The sequence below is a fragment of the Kaistia adipata DSM 17808 genome, from assembly GCF_000423225.1.
Taxonomy (GTDB): Bacteria; Pseudomonadota; Alphaproteobacteria; order Rhizobiales; family Kaistiaceae; genus Kaistia; species Kaistia adipata.
This window is the reverse complement of sequence record NZ_KE383991.1, coordinates 1,189,821-1,208,888: the sequence shown is the minus strand read 5'-3', so window position 1 is coordinate 1,208,888 and position 19,068 is coordinate 1,189,821. Positions and strand designations below refer to the sequence as shown.

Below are 19,068 nucleotides of genomic sequence, written 5' to 3'. Positions count from 1 at the left end.
TAGGAGAATCGCCTATCGGTGTCATCCGCGGTCGGTCCAATCCCAGAGGGTTTCATGGCGTACGTATATCCTGAGCTCTGCCTCGTCATCGGTGAAGCGCGCATCGGCGCCGACGCGCGCAAGACCCGATCCGTCATCGACCCCGCCGCGGGCAAGGTGATCGCCGAGCTGCCGATCGCCACCGACGCCGATATCCGCGCCGCCGCCGAGGCGGCGGCCGCCGCCTATCCGGATTGGCGCAAGACCTCGAGCCATCAGCGCCAGGCGATCCTGCGCGCCGCCGCTGCCAGGCTGCGCGAGCGGCGCGAGGAAGCCGCCTGGACGATCACCACCGAGCAGGGCAAGCCGCTCGCCGAAGCGCGCGGCGAGGTCGACGCCTCGGCCGAGACGCTCGAATGGTTCGCCGACGAGGCGCGCCGCGCCTATGGCCGCATCATCCCCTCGCGCTTCGCCGGCCATCGCCAGCTGGTCGAGATCGAGCCGGTCGGCCCGGTGGCCGCCTTCGCGCCGTGGAATTTCCCGCTCATCAACGGCCTGCGCAAGGTCGCGCCGGCGCTCGCCGCCGGTTGCACGGTGGTGCTGAAGCCGGCCGAGGAGACGCCGGGCGCGACGATGATCGCGATCGACTGCCTGCGCGAGGCCGGCCTGCCGGCCGGCGTCGTCAACGTGCTCTATGGCGAGCCGGCGCAGATCTCGGACGCGCTGATCCAGGCGCCGGAAATCCGCAAGGTCTCGTTCACCGGCTCCGTTTCGGTCGGCCAGTCGCTGGCGGCGCTCGCCGGCCGGCATGGCAAGCGCGCGACGATGGAGCTCGGCGGTCACGCCCCGGTCATCATCCTCGACGACATCGACGTCGACCAGGTCGCGACGCTGGCGGCCGCCGGCAAGTTCCGCAATGCCGGCCAGGTCTGCAACGGCGCGACGCGCTTCTATGTCCAGCGCGGCATCTATGACCGCTTCCTCGGCGCCTTCTCGGAGAAGGCGGGTCGGGTGGTCGTCGGCGACGGCCGCGTCGACGGCACCCAGATGGGGCCGCTCGCGAACGACCGCCGGGTCACGGCGATGGAGGGCTTCGTCGCCGATGCCCGCAAGCGCGGCGGCGGCATCGTCGGCGGCGAGCGGATCGGCAATATCGGCAATTTCTTCCAGCCGACGATCCTGCACGACCTCGATCCGGCGGCCGCCGCCTATCACATCGAGCCATTCGGGCCGTTGGCGCTCGTCGCGCCGGTCGACAGCGAGGAAGAGGCGATCGCCCGCGCCAATGACAGCAATGTCGGCCTGTCGTCCTTCGTCTTCACCGAGAGCGCGCGGCGCCAGCGCCGCATGATCGACGGCATCCAGGCCGGCCTCGTCGGCGTCAACACCTTCACGGTCAGCTTCCCCGAGACGCCGTTCGGCGGCATCAAGGAGAGCGGCGTCGGTCATGAGGGCGGCGCCGAAGGGCTGGAGCCCTACCTGGTCAAGAAGTTCGTCCATGTCGCCGGCTGACGCTGGCGGGCGGGACGCCGACGTCGTCATCATCGGTGGCGGCATCGTCGGCCTTTCGGCCGGTCTTGAGCTGCAGTCGCGCGGTCGCAGCGTCGCGATCGTCGATCCCGGCGATCCGCTAAGGCGAGCGTCCTATGGTAATGCCGGCGTCCTGAGCCGTGGTTCGATCCTGCCGATCGCGGGGCCGGGCCTCTGGATGAACCTCGTCCGCTACGCGCGCGGCGCCGATCCCGGCGTCCGCCTGCGCCATGCCTCGATCCCGACCCTCATCGGCTGGTATCGCCGCTTCCTCGGCCGCGCCAACGAGGCCGGCGTGCGGAACGCGGCGGCGGCGCTCAACCCGCTCGTCGCCGCCTCGATCGATCGCCATCTGGCGCTCGGCGCCATCGCCGGCACGCTGCCGCTGATCCGCCGCGACGGCTGGTTTCGTCTCTATCGCAGCGACGCGAGCCTCGCCGGCGCGGCGCTCGAGCGGGCGCTGCTCGCCGAGCATGGCGTGAAGGCCGATCTCCTGAGCGGTGAGGCGGTCTATGACCTCGAGCCATCGCTCTCCAGGATGTTCCCGCATGGGCTGATGTTCCCGCAGACCGGCTCGGTGATCACGCCGGGCGAGGTGGTGAACCGTTTCGAGGCGGCGTTCCGCGCCCGGGGCGGCGTAGCGATCGTCGGCACGGCACAGGGGCTGCGGCAGGAAGAGGGCGGTGTCGCTTTGCAGGTCGGCGGACGGACGGTCCGCGCCGGCCATGCGGTGCTGAGCGCCGGCGCCTGGAGCGGCAAGCTGGCGCGGGCGCTCGGCTATGCCATTCCGCTCGCCTCGGAGCGGGGCCATCACGCGCATTTCCGCCTCCGGGATGGTGCGGTGCTCGGCCGTGCGGTCAACGACACCGGCGCCGGCGTCGTCGTCGCGCCGATGGGTGACACGGTGCGCGTGCTGACCGGGGTCGAGCTCTGCGACCCCGACGATGCGCCGGATTTCCGCCAGCTGGCGCTCGCCGTCGAAAACGCGCGGCGCATGCTGCCGCTCGGCGAGCAGGTCGGCGAGAACTGGTTCGGCAACCGGCCGTCGACGCCGGACAGCCTGCCGGTGATCGGCGTCGCGCCGCGCCACGACCGTGTCGTCTTCGCCTTCGGTCACGGCCATATCGGCCTTTCGACCGGGCCGGTGACGGGCGAGATCGTCGCGCGGCTGATCTGCAACGAGCCGCAGACCCTGCCGATCGCGCCCTTCGACGCGCGCCGCTTCCTCTAAGCCTGCGGGCGGCGCTTCGTCAGTTGCGGACCGTGACGGATAGTGCGCGTGCCGGGCGGCCGGAGGGGGAAGTGAAGGCATGGCCGGTGCGGGCGTCGAAGCAGATGCTGTCGCCGGTCTCGAGCCGCATCGGGCCGTCGCGGGTCTCGCTGTGGAACAGCATGGGGCCGTCGAGCACGTAGACGAAATTCTCGTCCTCGTGCCGGTCCCATCGCTCGAGCATCTTGATGTCGTCCGCCTCGACCGTGAACTCGGTCACCACCAGCGGCGAGTTCGGATAGAGCGCCGCCTTCAGGAAGCGGATGTCGTAGAGCGAGGTGGAGTAGATCGCGCCTTCGCCGCGCGGCGTGAACAGGATGTCGTCGGACTTCTCCGGCGCCGATCCTTCCATCAGCTGGATCATGCTGATGCCGAAGCCGGCGGCCAGCTTGTTCAGCGCGTTGAAGGTCGGTGACATCTCGTGCCGCTCGATCTTCGACAGCGCCGAGCGCGACAGGCCGGTATGCTCGCTGGTGACGTCGAGGGTCCAGCCGCGCTCGTCGCGGAGCGCGCGGATGCGGGCGGCGAGGACGCGGGACGGCTCGGTGCCGGAGGTAGTGTCCGGAATTGCCTGGCTGGTCTGGTTCATGGGCCCTGCGTGAATTGGCGGCTGCAACCTTCCCTTGCTTCGTCGGCGAGCGGGGCAATTGCAAGCCGCTGTGTCATTCGCGACAAAATGCGATTGACGTTTCTCCTATCGTGGAATACGGTTTCCCAAAATATAGGGGAATAATGTCTATCGATATCATAGCCGAAAAAATTCGCTGGGCAATGAAATAGTACAGATCGTCCGTTTCATTCGGACGTGACGAAGTATTATTCAATCCAGATCGTCGGCTGTCGCAGGCATTTAACGCGAAAATTCGATTTTTGGTCTGTATCCGGGAGCGGCGCGTCCCGGCGCGGGGAGGTTTTGTCATGGATGTGTCTGTTCGGGCGCGAAATGCTGCCTTGGGAGCCGTGTTGTCGGGGCTCCTGAGCACGGGTGCAGCCGTCGCGCAATCCAATGAAATCCGGGTCGAGCCCGGCGCGCCGATCGTCGTCGGCGGCTACTGGGTGCTCTCGGGCGGCGACGCGGCGCTCGGCAATGACCAGAGGCGTGGCGTCGAGCTCGCCATCAAGGATTTCGGCGGCGAGATCCTCGGCCATCCGATCCGCTTCCTCGCCGAAGACAGCCAGTGCAGCGCCGAAGGCGGCCAGACCGCGGCGACCAAGCTCGCGGCCAATCCGGCGATCGTCGCCGTGCTCGGCCCGTCCTGTTCGAGCGAGGCCACCGCCGCCGCGCCCATCCTCTGGAAGTCGGGCCTCGTCTCGATCGGCACCTCCGCGACCTCGCCGTCGCTGACCGCGGCTGATCGCAAGCCGGACTATGACGGCTTCCTGCGCGTCGTGTTCAGCGATGCCGACCAGGGACCGGCCGATGCCAAATGGGTGTTCGAGGCGCTGAAGGCCAAGAACATCGTCACCATTCACGACGGCAGCCCCTACACGCAGCAGCTGACCAGCGAGATGGCGAAGACCTTCACCGGTCTCGGCGGCAAGGTCGCGTCGCAGGAGGCCGTCGCGCCGACCGACGTCGACATGCGCCCGGTGCTCGCCAAGATCGCCAGCGAGAAGCCCGATGCGGTCTATGTGCCGATCTTCGTGCCGGCGACGGCGCAGATCCTGAAGCAGGCCAAGCAGACGCAGGGCCTGGAGAACGTGCCCTTCATCGGCGGCGGCGGCATCATGACGCCCGACATCATGGATGCGGCCGGCGACGCGGTGGTCGGTTTCTACGGCGCCTTCCCGGACGTGACGCCGGAAGCGCAGGGCCAGGACTATCCGCGCCTGCTCCAGGCCTATCAGGACGAATATGGCGAGGCGCCGACCTCCGGCTTCGTCGCCAACGCCTATGACGGGATGACCATGCTGAAGCTGGCGCTGGAGAAGGCGGCCAAGCAGGAGCCGGATGGCGCGCTCGTCATCGACAAGGCGGCGCTGCGCGATGCGCTGTTCGCGGTCCAGTTCGACGGCATGAGCGGTCCGATCGCCTGCGACGCGAATGGCCAGTGCTCGAACTTCAAGCCGGCGATCTATCGCTACGAGAACGCCGACCGTGCCAGCTTCGCAATCGGCACGAACCCGAAGAAGATCTATCCCTGATCCAGGGATGCGGGGGCGGCGCCTTCAGTCGCCCTCGCTCTGAGCCGTTGGACATCGAATGAGCGAAACTGGACTTTCGGCGGGGCGACCAATGCCGCGCGCCCGCAGACGCGTCAATGGCATCGACGTGTTCATGTGGGGGCTCCGCGTCATCGTCGCGGCAATCGCCCTGATCGGCGTGGTGGCGACGCTGTTCACCGGGCGCTATTCGCTGTCGCAATGGTTCGATTTCGCGATGTTCGGACTGACGCTCGGCAGCGTCTACGCCCTGATCGCGCTCGGCTACACCATGGTCTACGGCGTCCTGCGCATGATCAATTTCGCGCATGGCGACATCACCATGACCGGCGCCTTCGCCGGCTATTTCATGGCCTCGTCCATGGCGCGGAACGGCTATTTCGAAAGCCATCCCGGCTTTGCCATGCTGGCCGTCTTCGCTGTCGCGATGCTGGCCTGCATCACCATCGCGCTATTGACCGAGCGCTACGCCTACCGGCCGTTCCGCCACAGCCTCGGCCAGGCGCCGCTGATCTGCGCCATCGGCGTCTCCTTCGTGCTGCAGCAGACCGTGCGCGGCATGTTCGGTTCCGGCGTGAAGTCCTATCCGACGCTCTCCTGGCACGACGTCGTGCTCGAATTTGGCGGCGTCCGCGTGCCGGTGGTGAACCTTTTCGTCATGGGCTGCGCCATCGTCGCCATGGTCGGCCTCTATTGGATCGTCCACCGCACCCGCATGGGCATGGCGATGCGCGCGGTGTCGGAAGACAAGAACGCCGCCTCGCTGATGGGCGTCGACGTCGACCGGGTCATCGTCTTCGCCTTCACGCTCGGCGGCGCGATGGCCGGCGTCGCCAGCGTCTGCTACGCGCTGATCTACCAGCAGGTGCATTTCTTCATGGGCTTTGCGCCGGGCATCAAGGCGTTCGGCGCGGCGGTGCTGGGCGGCATCGGCAGCATCCCCGGCGCGATGATCGGCGGCATGTTCCTCGGGCTGATCGAGGCGATGGGGCCGGCGCTGTTCCTCGACGGGCTCGGCATTCCGGCGCCGTACCAGCTGCGCGACGTGATCGGTTTCCTGGTGCTGCTGATGGTGCTGATCTTCCGGCCGCAGGGCCTGTTCGGCGAAGCCATGGCGAAGAGGCGCGCATGAGCACGCTGGTGGAGCGCAGCGCGGCGGGCGAGACCGTCGCGTCCTGGACTTCGGACTTCCGTCGCGGCGTCGGCGCCGGGCTTGGCGGCGCGCTGGTCGCCGCCTATCTCGGCGCGGTCGGCCTGCTGCTGATGATGAACGACCGACCCGTCGTCGCCGGCATGGTGACGCTGGCGCAGGTCGCGCTGGGTGGTATTGCCCTGGTGGCCGGCGTGCTGGCGCAGCGCCGGGCGCGTCATGGCGCGCAGCCGGCGCTCTGGACGAGCCCGCTCGCCGGATTGGTCGCGGCGCTCGTGGTGCTCGCCTTCGCCAATTTGATCCTCGCCGTCAATCTGCGCTCGATCTTCATCGCGCTGACGCCGCCGCTGGCGCGGCTGATCTCCTTCGGCCAGGTGAAATCGCTCGGCGGCGCGGGCCTGTTCGTCGCCGCTGCGATGGTGCTGGCGCTGGCTGGCGGCCTGCTGCAGCGGGCGCCGCGCAGCTTGCGGCGGCTGATCCTGCCGGCCGTGACGACGGTGCTGGTCGCCGGCGTCTTCCAGGACTTCATCAAGGTCATCCTGCAGAGCAACCCGGTGTTCCGCAGCGTCGCGTCCTGGTTCTATGGCTGGGACGGGCTCAGCCCGCGCGGCGCGCTGACGGTCTTCGCGATCGCGCTGGTCCTCGCCGCCATTCCGCGTGTCGCGCGCGGCAGGGCCGCCGCGCCGCGTACCGGCGTCGCGCGGTTCGCGCCGGCGCTCGTCCTCCTCGTCGCCCTCATCCTGGTGCCGCTCGCGGGTGGCCCCTATGTCGCGCAGGTCTTCCTGCTTGTCGGCCTCTATGTGTTGATGGGCATGGGGCTCAATCTCGAGCTTGGCCTCGCCGGCCTGCTCGACCTCGGCTTCGTCGCCTTCTTCGCCACCGGCGCCTATGTGACGGCGCTCTTGACCGCCGACAGCCCGCTGGCGCTCGCCAGCTACACGATGATCCCGTCGCTCTCCTTCTGGGCGGCCATGCCGCTCGCCGTGCTGGCGGCGGTCGCCGTCGGCATCCTGTTCGGCGTGCCGGTGCTGGGCGTGCGCGGCGACTATCTCGCGGTCGCGACCCTCGGCCTCGGCGAGATCGTGCGCATCGTTGTGCTGTCGGATGCCGCCGCGCCGGTACTCGGCGGCGCGCAGGGCATCCTGCAGATCCCGAAGCCGACGCTCGGCGGCTTCGAGTTCAGCGGCCCGGTCTCGCTGTTCTACCTGACGCTGGTCGCGGCCGGCTTCGCCGCCTATTGCGCCTGGCGGCTGGAGCGCTCGCGGCTCGGGCGCGCCTGGATCGCGCTGCGCGAAGACGAGGACGTCGCGCAGGCGATGGGCATCAATCTCGTCCAGTGCAAGCTGCTCGCCTACGCCTTTGGCGCGGCCTTCGCCGGGCTCGCCGGCTCGATCTTCGCCGTGATGGTCAACTCGGTCTTCCCGTCGAGCTTCCAGCTCCTGATGTCGATCAACGTTCTCGCGCTGATCGTCGTCGGCGGCCTCGGCAGCCTGCCCGGCGTGGCGCTCGGCGCGCTGGTGCTGATCGGCCTGCCGGAGGCGCTGCGCGAGTTCGGCGAGTTCCGCTATCTGTTCTACGGAGTGGCGCTGATCCTGACGATGCGGCTGATGCCGGACGGTCTATGGCCCGCCCGCCGCAGTCGGCGCGCGCCGGTGCTCGTCGAGCCGGAAGGCGAGGGCACCGCGCTCGGAGCCAACCGGGCATGAGCGGCGACATCCTTCTCCGCGCCGACGGCATGGGCAAGCGCTTCGGCGGCCTGGTGGCGATCAAGTCACTCGACCTCGAGGTTCGGGCCAACACGATCTGCAGCGTCATTGGGCCGAACGGCGCCGGCAAGACGACGGCCTTCAATTGCCTGACACAGCTGATCACGCCGAGCTCGGGCGCCGTCTATTTCGCCGGCGAGCGCATCGACGGCCTGCTGCCGGACATGGTGGCGGCTTCCGGCATCAGCCGCACCTACCAGACCATCCGCCTGTTCAAGAAGATGACGGCGCGCGAGAACGTGCTGGTCGGCATGCACATGCATCTGAAGCGGTCGAGCTGGTGGGGCTCGATCCTCAACACGCGCACGACGCGCGACAGCGAGCGCGAGGCGATCGCCGAGGCGAAACGGCTGCTCGCCTTCGTCGGGCTGGGCGGCCAGGGCGAGATGGTCGCGGACCACCTGTCCTATGGCGCGCAGCGTCGGCTGGAAGTGGCGCGCGCGCTCGCGACACGACCCAGGCTGCTGCTGCTGGACGAGCCGGTCGCCGGCATGAATCCGAGCGAGACGACCGAGATGGCGGATTTCATTCGCCGGCTCAGGGACGAGCTCGGCATCACGATCCTGCTCATCGAGCACCAGATCAAGATGGTGATGGGACTGTCCGATCAGGTCGTCGTGCTCGACCACGGCGTCAAGATCGCCGACGGCGTGCCGGCCGACGTCCAGCGCGATCCGGCCGTGATCAAGGCCTATCTCGGCTCCGGCGCGCGCAGCGAGCAGGCAGCGCAGACGATCGAGCGGGAGCTGGCGCAGGGTGAGGGGAGTGGGGCGCATGCTTCTTGAAGTCGAGGGCATGACGCTCGCCTATGGCAACATCACCGCCGTGCGCGGCGTTTCGATCGCGATTCCGGAGGGCAGCCTCGTCGCCCTGGTCGGCGCCAACGGCGCCGGCAAGAGCTCGACGCTGAACGCGATCAGCGGGTTGCTGCCGATCAGCGGCGGCGCGATCCGTTTCGAAGGGCAGTCGATCGGCCGGCTCAAGCCGCACGAGATCACCCGGCGCGGCATCGTCCAGGTGCCCGAGGGCCGGCGCATCTTCGGCCGCCTGTCGGTCGAGGAAAACCTCCTGATGGGCGCGTTCTCGCGGAAGGATCATGCGGCGATCGCCGAGGACCGCGATCGCATGTTCGAGCTCTTCCCGCGCCTGAAGGAGCGGCGGCGGCAGGTCGCCGGCACGCTCTCGGGCGGCGAGCAGCAGATGGTGGCGACGGCGCGCGGCCTGATGGCCCGTCCGCGCGTGCTTCTGATGGACGAGCCGTCGATGGGACTGGCGCCGCTGGTGGTCGAGCAGGTGTTCGAGACCATCCAGTCGATCAACGCGGCCGGCACGACCGTGCTGCTGGTTGAGCAGAACGCGCTGATGGCGCTGGAGATCGCCGACCACGCCTATGTCATGGAGCATGGCGAGATCGTGCTCGACGGCGCCGGTCCGGCGCTCGCCCGCGACGAGCGGGTGATCGCGATCTATCTCGGATGATCGAAACGCGCCGGACGGAGACCGTCCGGCGCTGTCGTCTCAGCAGGATCCATATTGGCGGAAGCTACCTCTCACCTCTCCCGGCGGGAGAGATGAGGGAAGCCCAGCTTCAAGGCAGATGGATTTTGATCTAGCGGCCGGCGAGGATGTCGTCGGCGATCTTCTCGCCGATCATCATCGCCGTCGCGTTGATGTTGGCGGACGGGATCGACGGCATGATCGAGGCGTCGACGACGCGCAGTCCTTCCACGCCATAGACCGAGCCATGCGCGTCCACGACGGCCAGCGGGTCGTCGGCGCGGCCCATCTTGTTGGTGCCGCAGGGGTGCCAGTCGCCCTGCACGCCGGCGCGGATCCATTCTTCCATCACCTTGTCGTCGGCGAGCGTCTTGTCGAGGGGAAAACGCTTGTCGACGGCGGCGCCGAGCACCAGCTGGCGGGCCGGGCCGCCGAGGTCGAGCAGGCCGGCGGCGAGGTTGGTGATGACCTTGTTGAGCGCGGTCGGCGCCGAGAGGTTGCGCAGCGAGGCGGCGTAGATGCCCGGCCAGAACGCGTTGACATAGTTGGAGACCGGCGCGCGCGACAGGAAGCCGGCCACCTGCCGCGCCGTGGAGACGAAGCGCTCGAGGTCGCGGCTGTCGGAGAGGTAGTTGAAGGCGACGAAGGGCTCGGATTCGGCCGCCGCGTCGTTCAGGCGGATGATGCCCTTCGAATAGGCCTTGTTGGGCCCGAAATTGACGGTGCCGAGGCGCTCGCCGAGGCGGGTGGCGGAGAAGCGGCCGGAGACGGTCAGCTTCATGTCGACCGGCGATGACTGCGGATGGCCGGAGCTCCAGCGCATGTGCATCAGGAAGCCGTTCTTGGTCTGCCGCGACAGCTGGCCTTCCGGCTTCAGGTGCACGCCGAAGCCGATCAGCGGGTGGTCGAGCAGGTTCTCGCCGACGCCGCGGCGGTCGGCGACAACCGCGATGCCGTGCTCGGCCAGGTGCTCGCCGCGGCCGATGCCGGCGCGCATCAGCACTGCCGGCGAATGCAGCGCGCCAGTCGAGATGATGATCTCGCCGCCCTCGATCGTCTCGGTCTTGCCGCCGCGCCGGACGGTCACGCCGGTGACGCGCTTGCCGGCGAAGGTGAGGCCCTGCAGGACCGTATCGCCCCGGATCTCGAGGTTCGGGCGGCGGCGGGTCGACTGGTCGAGATAGCCGGCCGCCGACGAGACGCGGTGGTTGTAGGCGTTGTTGCGGCCGAACGGGAAGCAGGCGTCGCCGGTCTGCTGGTGGCTGTCGTCGATATAGGGAATGCCGACCTCGCCGACGGCGTCGCGGAAGGCGTGCGCGAACGGGCTCCAGAATTCCGGGAAGGTACGGCGGATCGGGATGCGGCCGTCCGTGCCGCTCAGCGGCGTCTGGAAATCGAGGTCCTTCTCGATCTTCTTGAAATAGGGCAGGCAGTCCTGCCAGGACCAGCCGGCGGCGCCCATCTGCTGCCATTCGTCATAATCGGCGGCGAGACCTCGGATGTAGACCTGGCCGTTGACCGAGGAGCCGCCGCCCATGACGCGGGCCTGCTCGTAGCGGCGCGCCGTCGTCTCCGCCTTCAGCTCCTTCGGCGAACGGTTGCCGATCGGGTCGGTATAGGCGGTGAGCTCGGTCCAGTAGCGGTTGGGCTGGAAATAGTCCGGCAGGAACGCGTCGCCATAGATGGCCTGCGGCACCGCCTCCGGCGGCGTGTCCGGCCCGGCTTCGATCAGCAGGACGCGACGCTTCGGATCGGCGGAAAGCCGGTTGGCGAGCACGCAACCGGCGGAGCCACCGCCGACGATGATATGGTCGAAGAACATCGCGCTTCCGAGATCGAGTGGGGGAAATCAACTCTCTCGGTCTTAATTCCACTATAGGAGATCGTCAACGCGATCGTTATCCGCCGCCGTCGCGCAGGGGGTAGGGCCGCTGCTCGGCGATCGCCTCCATGGCAAAATAGGAGGTGACGGTGTCGAGCTCCACCTTCTCGATCAGCCGCTGGTAGAAGCGGTCATAGCTGGCGAGGTCATGCGTGACGATCTTCAGCATGTAGTCGTAGTCGCCGCCGATCCGGTAGAAATCCACCACTTCGGGCATCGCCTGCACATGCTGGCGGAAGGTTTCCAGCCAGGCCTTGGAATGGTGGCGGGTGCGGATCATCACGAAGACGACGACGTTCATGTCGATCACGGCGCGGTTCAGCCGGATCGAATAGCCCTTGATGACGCCGCTCTCGCGGATCGCCTGCAGCCGCCGCCAGCAGGCGTTCTGCGACAGGTTGACCGTCTCCGCCAGCTCGCGCTGGGAAAGCGAGGAATCGTTCTGCAGGGCGCGCAGGATGCGCAAGTCCATATGATCGAATTTTGGCGCCATGATTGGATCAAATGAACCGATATGGACTCCTGCGTCAATGAGATTGGTATGATTTTCGCGATTTGAAGGTGGAAGGATGCCCGGCATCATGACCGCCCGGACGAACCATCGATGGGCGCGACAATCCCGTTGAGAGGCGCATGGGCATGGATGCCGTCCGCGACACGATCGAAACCGTCAACGTCACGCCGCTGCAGCGTTTTCGCGCCAGCCTGGGCGGACCCGACATCGTGCGGGAACTCCGCGCCGGCCTGATCGGCGAGGGCAAGCCGATCGAGGGGCCGTTCGGGCCGAAGCCGCTGCTCTATGCCGATTACGTCGCCTCGGGCCGGGCGCTGCGCCAGGTCGAGGATTTCGTCATGGATGAGATCCTGCCCTTCTACGCCAACAGCCACACCGAGGCGTCCTATTGCGGCTCGGCGATGACGCGGATGCGCCGCGAGGCGCGCGCCATCATCGGCCGGCTCGTCGGCGCCGGCGACGACTGCGCGGTGATCTTCACCGGCTCGGGCGCCACTGCCGGCATCAACCGGCTGGTGTCGCTGCTCGGCGTTGCCGAGGCGGCGCAGCGCGGCGAGACCCCGCTCGTCCTCGTTGGCCCCTATGAGCATCATTCGAACATCCTGCCCTGGCGCGAGAGCGGCGCCGAGGTGATCGAGATCGGCGAGGCCGCCGAGGGCGGTCCCGACCTGGTCGAGCTGGAAGACGTGCTGGCGCGGACGGCCGGCAGGACGCTCCGGGTCGGCGCCTTCTCGGCCGCCTCCAACGTCACCGGCATCACCACCGACACCGACGCCGTCACCGCGATCCTGAAGCGCCACGGCGCGCTCGCCGTCTGGGACTATGCCGGCGGCGGCCCCTATCTCGCCATGGACATGCAGTCCGGCACGGCGATGGCGAAGGACGCGATCGTCCTCTCGCCGCACAAGTTCGCTGGCGGCCCCGGCGCCTCGGGCCTGCTGGTCGTGCGCAAGGCCGCCGTGGCGCGGACCGCGCCGAGCTGGCCGGGCGGCGGCACCGTCTCCTTCGTCTCGCCCTGGGGGCACGACTATTCGAAGGACCTCGCCGCGCGCGAGGAGGGCGGCACGCCGAACGTCGTCGGCGACATCCGCGCGGCGCTCGCCTTCCTGGTCAAGGAAGCCGTCGGGCAGGACTTCATCGATCGTCGTCATGACGAGCTCAATGCCCGGGCGCTCGCGGTCTGGCGCGACAATCCACGCCTGATGCTGCTCGGCGTCGACAAGGGGCCGCGGCTGCCGATATTCTCGATGCGGATCCTCAATGGCGAGGGTGGATACGTGCATCACCAGCTCTTCACCCGCATGCTGAGCGATTGCTTCGGCGTCCAGGCCCGCGGCGGCTGCGCCTGCGCCGGGCCCTATGCGCACCGGCTGCTCGGCATCGACGAGGACGCCTCCAACGCGATCCGCGCCAGCCTCGGCGCCGGCCAGGAGATCGAGAAGCCCGGCTGGGTCCGGCTCAACTTCAGCTTCCTGATGGACGATGCGAAGGCGGATTTCCTGATCCGGGCCGTCGATGCGCTGGCCCGCGATCCCTCGGCGGCCTCGGCCTATCAGGCGGATGTGGCGACGGCGAAATTCCGCCCCGCCGCCGGTCGCGCGGCCTGAGCGGGAAGGGGGCTGCCCATGTCTCGGGACACCTTGTCGGAACCGCGAGCGGAGACCGCCGCCATCCGGAAGCCGGTCGTGACCGGTTTCTTCGATCCGCGCACCTTCTCGATCCAGTATGTCGTCGCCGATCCGGCGACGCGGCGCTGCGCCATCATCGACCCGGTGCTCGACTATGACGAGAAGTCGGGCTCGGTGGCGACGACGCATGCCGACCAACTGCTCGCCTTCATCGCCGCCGAGCGCCTGACGCTCGACTGGATCCTCGACACCCATCCGCATGCCGACCATTTCTCCGCCGCCGCCTATCTGAAGGCGAAGACCGGTGCGCCGACCGCGATCGGCGAGAAGGTGCGTGGCGTCCAGAAGCTCTGGAACGGCATCTACAACTGGCCCGACCGTCCCGCCGACGGGCGTCCCTGGGACCGGCTATTCGCCGATGGCGATCGCTTTCGGATCGGCGAGCTCGAGGCGCGGGTGATGTTTTCGCCCGGCCACACGCTGGCCTCGATCACCTATGTGATCGGCGACGCGGCCTTCGTGCACGATACGCTGTTCATGCCCGACAGCGGCACGGCGCGGGCGGATTTTCCCGGCGGCTCGGCTGCCGATCTCTGGCGTTCGATCCAGGCGATCCTGGCATTGCCGGACGAGACCCGGCTCTTCACCGGCCACGACTACCAGCCCGGCGGTCGGCCGCTCGCCTATGAGAGTACGGTGGCCGAGCAGAAGGCCAGAAACACGCATGTCGGCAGCGGCCGCAGCGAGGCGGAGTTCGTGGCGCTGCGGCAGGCGCGCGACGCGACCTTGCCGATGCCGAAGCTGATCCTGCATGCGCTGCAGATCAACACCAATGGCGGGCGGCTGCCCGAGCCGGAGGCCAACGGGCGGCGCTACCTGAAGATCCCGATCGACGCCTTCGACGGCGTCGCGTGGTGACGGCCTGTCCTTGAATGTGCACGTGCGTTTGACTGAACCCTCCAGCCAGCAGAGCCCCATCCGGTGAGTCTCCTCCGACGCACTCTCCCCATTCTCGAATGGGGGCGCCGCTATGACCGCGCCACGCTGACCAACGACCTGATCGCGGCAGTGATCGTCACCGTCATGCTGGTGCCGCAGTCGCTTGCCTATGCGATGCTCGCCGGCCTGCCGCCGCAGATCGGCCTCTACGCGTCGATGCTGCCGCTCGTCGCCTACATGCTGTTCGGCACCAGCCGCACGCTCGCGGTCGGGCCGGTCGCCGTCATCTCGCTGATGACGGCGGCGGCGATCAGCCAGATCGCGGAGCCCGGCTCGCCCGAATTCGTCGCGATGGCGGCGGCGCTCGCCTTCCTCTCCGGGCTGATGCTGGTGCTGATGGGCGTGTTCCGCCTCGGCTTCCTCGCCGGCCTGCTGAGCCGGCCGGTGATCTCCGGCTTCATCACCGCGTCCGGCATCCTGATCGCGGTCAGCCAGCTGAAGCATATTCTCGGCGTCCAGGCCGGCGGCAACACGCTGCCGGATATGCTCGCGGGCCTCTATCACGCGCGCCATGGCGTCAATCCGTATGCGCTCGCCGTCGGCGTCGGTACGGTCGCCTTCCTGCTGTTCGTGCGGTCGCGCCTCAAGGGTCTGTTGCTCCGGCTCGGTCTCGGCCGGTCGCTGGCGGAGCTTCTCGTCCGGCTCGGCCCGATCGCGGCGATCGTCGTCACCATTGTCGTCGCTGTCGTCTTCGATCTCGGCGCGCGCGGCGTGCCGCTCGTCGGCGCCATCCCGCAGGGCCTGCCGCCGCTGGCGCTGCCCGACCTGTCGCTCGCCACGCTGACGACGCTTGCCGGCCCGGCGCTGCTTCTGAGCGTCGTCGGCTTCGTCGAATCCATCTCGATCGCCCAGACGCTCGCCGCCAAGCGCCGGCAGCGGATCGTGCCGAACCAGGAGCTGATCGGCCTCGGCGTCGCCAACCTCGCCTCGGGGCTCTCCTCCGGCTATCCCGTCACGGGCGGCTTCGCCCGCTCGGTGGTGAATTTCGACGCCGGCGCCGAGACGCCCGCCGCCGGCTTCTACACGGCGATCGGCATCGCGCTGGTGACGCTGTTCCTGACGCCTTTTCTCGCGCATCTGCCGCAGGCGACGCTCGCCGCCACGATCATCATCGCCGTGCTGTCGCTGGTCGACATCGCCGCGATCCGCCGCGTCTACGCCTATTCGCGGCCCGACTTCATCGCCATCTGCGCCACCATCCTGGTGACGTGGATCTGGGGCGTCGAGATCGGCGTCGTCGCCGGTGTCGTCGTCTCGCTCGCGCTGCATCTCCAGCGCACCAGCCGGCCGCACATGGCGATCGTCGGCCAGATGCCGGGCACCGAGCATTTCCGCAACGTGGCCCGCCACCAGGTGATCACCGACGCGAGCGTGCTGGGGCTGCGCATCGACGAGAGCCTCTATTTCGGCAATTGCCACTATCTCGAGGACACGATCCTCAGGATGGTGGCGGAACGCCCGGCCGTGCGCCACCTCGTGCTGATGTGCCCGGCGGTCAACTCGATCGATTCGAGCGCACTGGAGACGCTCGACGAGATCAACCGCCGGCTCGGCGAGGCCGGCGTCAGCCTGCATCTTTCCGAGGTGAAGGGGCCGGTGATGGACCGCCTGCAGCGGTCCGACTTCCTGTCGAAGCTGACGGGACGGGTGTTCCTCAGCCAGATGGAGGCGGTTCGCGCGCTCACCACGCCCGCCGTCGCCACGTCACAAGTCGCCGCCGAATAGGGGTGGCAAGGGCGGTCTTGACTCCGCTGGTCGCCTCCATCCGGTCGGGAAGGCGAAAAAAGGATGGTGACAACCTTGGTCTGGGGCATCCGATCGGCCGGTCGGGGGGCGTGTCGGACATGGCCAAGCGGGCGCGGCCGGGGCTAACCTGTCGGCTCGGGTCGTGATGGACCGCCACGGTTCAGCGACGATGTCGCGCGGCCGGAGCTGGATGGAGGACTGGTTACCTTGGCAGTTTCGGAAAGCATGACCGCCGGCAAGGAAGCGGATACCCGCGAGCGGCTGATCAAGGCCGCGCTGCGCGTCTTCGCCGATCGCGGCATCGCCTCCGCGACCCTGCGCGAGATCACCGAGGAGGCCGGCGCCAATGTCGCCGCGGTCAATTACTACTTCCGCTCGAAGGAGGAGCTGACCCGCACCGTGCTCGAGACCTGCCTGCGCCCGATCAACGAGAACCGCCTGCGTCAGCTCGACGAGCTGGTCGCCCGCCATGGCGAGGGCGCCATCCCGCTCGACGACATCATCGAAGCGCTGGTGCGGCCGATGGTGGTGAACAGCATCGACGAATATGGCGGGCGCTCGACGGTGCGGCTCATCCTGCAGGTGAGGGCGCTGCCGCAGCCGATGACCAACACCATCCTCGCCAACCAGTTCGACCGCATCCACCGCACTTTCCTCGAGGCGCTGACCAGGGCGCTGCCGGGACTGAGCCGATCCGAGATCGGCCTGCGCTACGATTTCGCGCGTGGCGCGATCATGCAGATCCTCGGCGATCTCGATCCGGCCGCGCGCGACCTGCCGGATCTCGGCATCAAGCATTCGGGCCTCGACAACGAGAGCATCGTGCGCCTGCTCGTCGCCTTCATCTCGGCCGGATTCACCGCGCCGGCGCTGCTGCCTGTCCGCACCGAGTAGCCGCCATCCGCCTTCAGCCCTGACGAGCGTGTCTGTCGCCCGTTCGCGCGTGTCGCGATCGCGCCGACGCGCCCGTCCTCGTCCGCGTCGCCGGCGGGGCTGCATGATGATCGCCGAACGGGCGCGCATGTCGCCCAAGGCGCGGTCATCGACTGCCTTTTTCCTGCGATATCCGCGCAAAACCTGCCTACCGAATCCGCTTGACCAGAAAGAAAACATCCGTTTGAAATGAGAGTATGAAACATATTTTTTCATACTAGAGCGGAGTTGGTCGGGCATGCCTCGGGAAAGGGGAATGCCCTTGCTAGATTGCGGGGAATGGGAGCCTCGCCGTCAGCAATCGAACCGGCCGGGGACTGCGTGCCCGCCATGGCGGGCATCGGACTGCAGGCGCGTCGCAGGTCGCGCATCGGGGTTCCATGCGTTTTGGATCAAGGGAGTTGAATAGATGCGTCCAAGCAAACTGCTAGCGGGTATCGGCACCGCGCTTCTCGCCATGACGGCGCTGGCGCAGGCCGAGGAGCCGGTTCGCGGCGGCAGCGCGACCTTCATCATGTCGCCGGCGCCGCAGATCCTGACCTCCGCCATTACCACGGCGGGCGCGGAGCAGGTGGTGTCGTCGAAGATCTCCGACAGCCTGTTCACCTATGACTACGACCTCAATCCGAAGCCGCTGCTGGCCGAGGGCTACACGGTCAGCGACGACGGCCTGCGCGTCACCATCAACCTGCGCAAGGGCGTGAAGTGGCATGACGGCAAGGAGTTCACCTCCGAGGACGTCGCCTTCACGACGATGGAAGTCTGGAAGGTCCTGCACGGCCGCGGCCGCACCATCTTCGGCAACGTCACCGCCGTCGAGACGCCGGATCCGTACACGGCCATCTTCGTGCTCTCCAAGCCGTCGCCCGGCATGCTGAAGAGCCTCGCCGCCCAGCAGGCTCAGATCCTGCCGGCGCATCTCTACAAGGGCACCGACATCGCCACCAATCCGGCCAATCTGAAGCCGATCGGCACGGGCCCGTTCAAGTTCGTCTCCTTCGCGCCCGGCGACAATCTCGTGCTCGAGCGCAATCCCGACTACTGGGACAATGGCAAGCCCTATCTCGACAAGCTGATTTTCCGCTTCATCCCGGACGCGGCCACCCGCGCCTCGGCGATCGAGTCCGGCGAGGCCCAGATCGCGCCGCAGAACCTCGTCCCGATGGCCGATCTCGAGCGCCTCGGCGCCACCGGCGAGTTCGACATCACCACCAAGGGCTACGAGTTCCAGAACGAGATGGAGATGATCGAGTTCAACCTCGATGATCCCGTCATGAAGGACAAGCGCGTCCGCCAGGCGATCGCCCACGCGATCGACCGCGACTGGATCGTCGAGAACATCTTCTTCGGTTACGGCAAGTCGGCCGAGACGCCGCTACACCAGCAGCTGACCGAGCTGTTCGATGCGACCGACGTGCCGCAATACGCCTTTGACCCCGAGAAGGCCAAGGCGCTGCTCGACGAGGCCGGCTACAAGCCGGATGCCAACGGCATCCGCCTGAAGCTCACCGTCGATCCGCTGCCCTATGGCGAGCACCAGGCCAGCATCGCCGCCTATATGCGCGAAGCCTTCCGCGAGGTCGGCATCGACCTGACCGTCCGCGCGCAGGATTTCGCCGGCTTCGTCAAGCGCGTCTACACCGACCGCGACTTCCAGTTCACCGTCAACCTCCTGACGGGCGGCTCGGATCCGACCATCGGCACGCAGCGCACCTTCTGGTCGCAGAGCTTCAAGCCGGGCGTGGGCTTCTCCAACGGCTCGCACTATGTGAACCCGGCGATGGACAAGCTGCTCGAGACCGCCGCGTCGGAAATGGACGTCGCCAAGCGCAAGGCCGAGTATCACGACTTCCAGAAGCTCGCCATGGAGGACCTGCCGGTCTTCCCGCTGGTCGCGGTGGAGAGCGTGACGATCGCCAGCAAGCGCCTGAAGAACCATACGATCGACGCGAACGGCACCTATAGCAACTTCGCCAACGTCTATCTGACGCCGGCCGAGTAAGGCTGCATC

16 protein-coding genes are annotated in these 19,068 nt (G+C 67.7%); 13 read left to right on the top strand and 3 right to left on the bottom strand.

Annotated features, from left to right (window positions below; translation table 11 throughout):
- The first annotated feature begins 54 nt into the window (after window positions 1-54).
- Both G539_RS0118565 and G539_RS0118560 read left to right on the top strand, forming a co-directional pair.
- Window positions 55-1,491 (top strand): NAD-dependent succinate-semialdehyde dehydrogenase, encoded by a 1,437-nt coding sequence (locus G539_RS0118565; RefSeq protein WP_029076531.1) that lies wholly within the window; start codon window positions 55-57, stop codon window positions 1,489-1,491.
- Window positions 1,478-2,740, top strand: a complete 1,263-nt coding sequence (locus G539_RS0118560) for an NAD(P)/FAD-dependent oxidoreductase (protein ID WP_029076530.1) — start codon at window positions 1,478-1,480, stop codon at window positions 2,738-2,740. Before G539_RS0118565 ends, G539_RS0118560 begins: the two co-directional genes overlap by 14 nt.
- Window positions 2,741-2,759: 19 nt before the next feature.
- On the opposite strand, the gene G539_RS25415 is transcribed toward G539_RS0118560, so the two are convergent.
- Window positions 2,760-3,368: a helix-turn-helix domain-containing protein gene (locus G539_RS25415; RefSeq protein WP_051231635.1), complete on the bottom strand. Its 609-nt coding sequence runs from the start codon at window positions 3,366-3,368 to the stop codon at window positions 2,760-2,762.
- Window positions 3,369-3,742: 374 nt separating this feature from the next.
- Between G539_RS25415 and G539_RS25410 the strand changes: the two genes are divergently transcribed.
- The 5 genes from G539_RS25410 (at window position 3,743) to G539_RS0118530 (ending at window position 9,337) form a co-directional block, all read left to right on the top strand.
- On the top strand, window positions 3,743-4,924 hold the full coding sequence (locus G539_RS25410; protein ID WP_051231633.1) for a branched-chain amino acid ABC transporter substrate-binding protein: 1,182 nt from the start codon (window positions 3,743-3,745) through the stop codon (window positions 4,922-4,924).
- Window positions 4,925-5,015: 91 nt separating this feature from the next.
- On the top strand, window positions 5,016-6,074 hold the full coding sequence (locus G539_RS0118545) for a branched-chain amino acid ABC transporter permease (RefSeq protein ID WP_051231631.1): 1,059 nt from the start codon (window positions 5,016-5,018) through the stop codon (window positions 6,072-6,074).
- Window positions 6,071-7,798, top strand: coding sequence for a branched-chain amino acid ABC transporter permease (locus G539_RS26370; protein WP_051231629.1), 1,728 nt, complete (start codon window positions 6,071-6,073; stop codon window positions 7,796-7,798). Before G539_RS0118545 ends, G539_RS26370 begins: the two co-directional genes overlap by 4 nt.
- Window positions 7,795-8,643 carry an ABC transporter ATP-binding protein gene (locus G539_RS25400; RefSeq protein WP_156912034.1) on the top strand — a complete coding sequence of 283 codons (849 nt, stop codon included), beginning with the start codon at window positions 7,795-7,797 and terminating at the stop codon, window positions 8,641-8,643. The genes G539_RS26370 and G539_RS25400 overlap by 4 nt, the downstream gene beginning before the upstream one ends.
- Window positions 8,633-9,337 carry an ABC transporter ATP-binding protein gene (locus G539_RS0118530; protein WP_029076528.1) on the top strand — a complete coding sequence of 235 codons (705 nt, stop codon included), beginning with the start codon at window positions 8,633-8,635 and terminating at the stop codon, window positions 9,335-9,337. Before G539_RS25400 ends, G539_RS0118530 begins: the two co-directional genes overlap by 11 nt.
- Window positions 9,338-9,467: 130 nt before the next feature.
- On the opposite strand, the gene G539_RS0118525 is transcribed toward G539_RS0118530, so the two are convergent.
- Complete coding sequence (locus tag G539_RS0118525; RefSeq protein ID WP_029076527.1) at window positions 9,468-11,177, bottom strand: GMC family oxidoreductase; 1,710 nt, start codon at window positions 11,175-11,177, stop codon at window positions 9,468-9,470.
- A 76-nt stretch (window positions 11,178-11,253) separates the two neighbouring features.
- A complete protein-coding gene (locus G539_RS0118520; protein ID WP_029076526.1) occupies window positions 11,254-11,730 on the bottom strand; it encodes an Lrp/AsnC family transcriptional regulator in 477 nt (158 codons plus the stop codon).
- Window positions 11,731-11,876: 146 nt separating this feature from the next.
- On the opposite strand from G539_RS0118520, the gene G539_RS0118515 reads away from it, so the two are divergent.
- From G539_RS0118515 to G539_RS0118495, 6 genes are all read left to right on the top strand, one after another.
- Window positions 11,877-13,358, top strand: coding sequence for an aminotransferase class V-fold PLP-dependent enzyme (locus G539_RS0118515; protein ID WP_029076525.1), 1,482 nt, complete (start codon window positions 11,877-11,879; stop codon window positions 13,356-13,358).
- Between the two features lie 18 nt (window positions 13,359-13,376).
- Window positions 13,377-14,297, top strand: coding sequence for an MBL fold metallo-hydrolase (locus G539_RS0118510; protein WP_035831579.1), 921 nt, complete (start codon window positions 13,377-13,379; stop codon window positions 14,295-14,297).
- 63 nt (window positions 14,298-14,360) lie between these two features.
- Window positions 14,361-16,103, top strand: coding sequence for a SulP family inorganic anion transporter (locus G539_RS0118505; protein ID WP_029076523.1), 1,743 nt, complete (start codon window positions 14,361-14,363; stop codon window positions 16,101-16,103).
- 228 nt (window positions 16,104-16,331) lie between these two features.
- On the top strand, window positions 16,332-17,018 hold the full coding sequence (locus G539_RS0118500; protein WP_029076522.1) for a TetR/AcrR family transcriptional regulator: 687 nt from the start codon (window positions 16,332-16,334) through the stop codon (window positions 17,016-17,018).
- A 103-nt stretch (window positions 17,019-17,121) separates the two neighbouring features.
- Complete coding sequence (locus tag G539_RS27690) at window positions 17,122-17,250, top strand: hypothetical protein (RefSeq protein WP_281173906.1); 129 nt, start codon at window positions 17,122-17,124, stop codon at window positions 17,248-17,250.
- Window positions 17,251-17,466: 216 nt separating this feature from the next.
- On the top strand, window positions 17,467-19,059 hold the full coding sequence (locus tag G539_RS0118495) for an ABC transporter substrate-binding protein (RefSeq protein ID WP_029076521.1): 1,593 nt from the start codon (window positions 17,467-17,469) through the stop codon (window positions 19,057-19,059).
- The last annotated feature ends 9 nt before the right edge of the window (window positions 19,060-19,068 follow it).

Excerpts from the sequence above, each read along its gene's own strand:
- G539_RS0118530 (WP_029076528.1), top strand. The coding sequence starts at position 8,633 with ATGCTTCTTGAAGTCGAGGGCATGACGCTCGCCTATGGCAACATCACC.
- G539_RS0118525 (WP_029076527.1), bottom strand. The coding sequence starts at position 11,177 with ATGTTCTTCGACCATATCATCGTCGGCGGTGGCTCCGCCGGTTGCGTG.
- G539_RS0118520 (WP_029076526.1), bottom strand. The coding sequence starts at position 11,730 with ATGGCGCCAAAATTCGATCATATGGACTTGCGCATCCTGCGCGCCCTG.
- G539_RS0118565 (WP_029076531.1), top strand. The coding sequence starts at position 55 with ATGGCGTACGTATATCCTGAGCTCTGCCTCGTCATCGGTGAAGCGCGC.
- G539_RS0118560 (WP_029076530.1), top strand. The coding sequence starts at position 1,478 with ATGTCGCCGGCTGACGCTGGCGGGCGGGACGCCGACGTCGTCATCATC.
- G539_RS25400 (WP_156912034.1), top strand. The coding sequence starts at position 7,795 with ATGAGCGGCGACATCCTTCTCCGCGCCGACGGCATGGGCAAGCGCTTC.
- G539_RS0118515 (WP_029076525.1), top strand. The coding sequence starts at position 11,877 with ATGGATGCCGTCCGCGACACGATCGAAACCGTCAACGTCACGCCGCTG.
- G539_RS0118495 (WP_029076521.1), top strand. The coding sequence starts at position 17,467 with ATGCGTCCAAGCAAACTGCTAGCGGGTATCGGCACCGCGCTTCTCGCC.
- G539_RS27690 (WP_281173906.1), top strand. The coding sequence starts at position 17,122 with ATGATGATCGCCGAACGGGCGCGCATGTCGCCCAAGGCGCGGTCATCG.
- G539_RS0118510 (WP_035831579.1), top strand. The coding sequence starts at position 13,377 with ATGTCTCGGGACACCTTGTCGGAACCGCGAGCGGAGACCGCCGCCATC.
- G539_RS26370 (WP_051231629.1), top strand. The coding sequence starts at position 6,071 with ATGAGCACGCTGGTGGAGCGCAGCGCGGCGGGCGAGACCGTCGCGTCC.
- G539_RS25415 (WP_051231635.1), bottom strand. The coding sequence starts at position 3,368 with ATGAACCAGACCAGCCAGGCAATTCCGGACACTACCTCCGGCACCGAG.
- G539_RS0118545 (WP_051231631.1), top strand. The coding sequence starts at position 5,016 with ATGCCGCGCGCCCGCAGACGCGTCAATGGCATCGACGTGTTCATGTGG.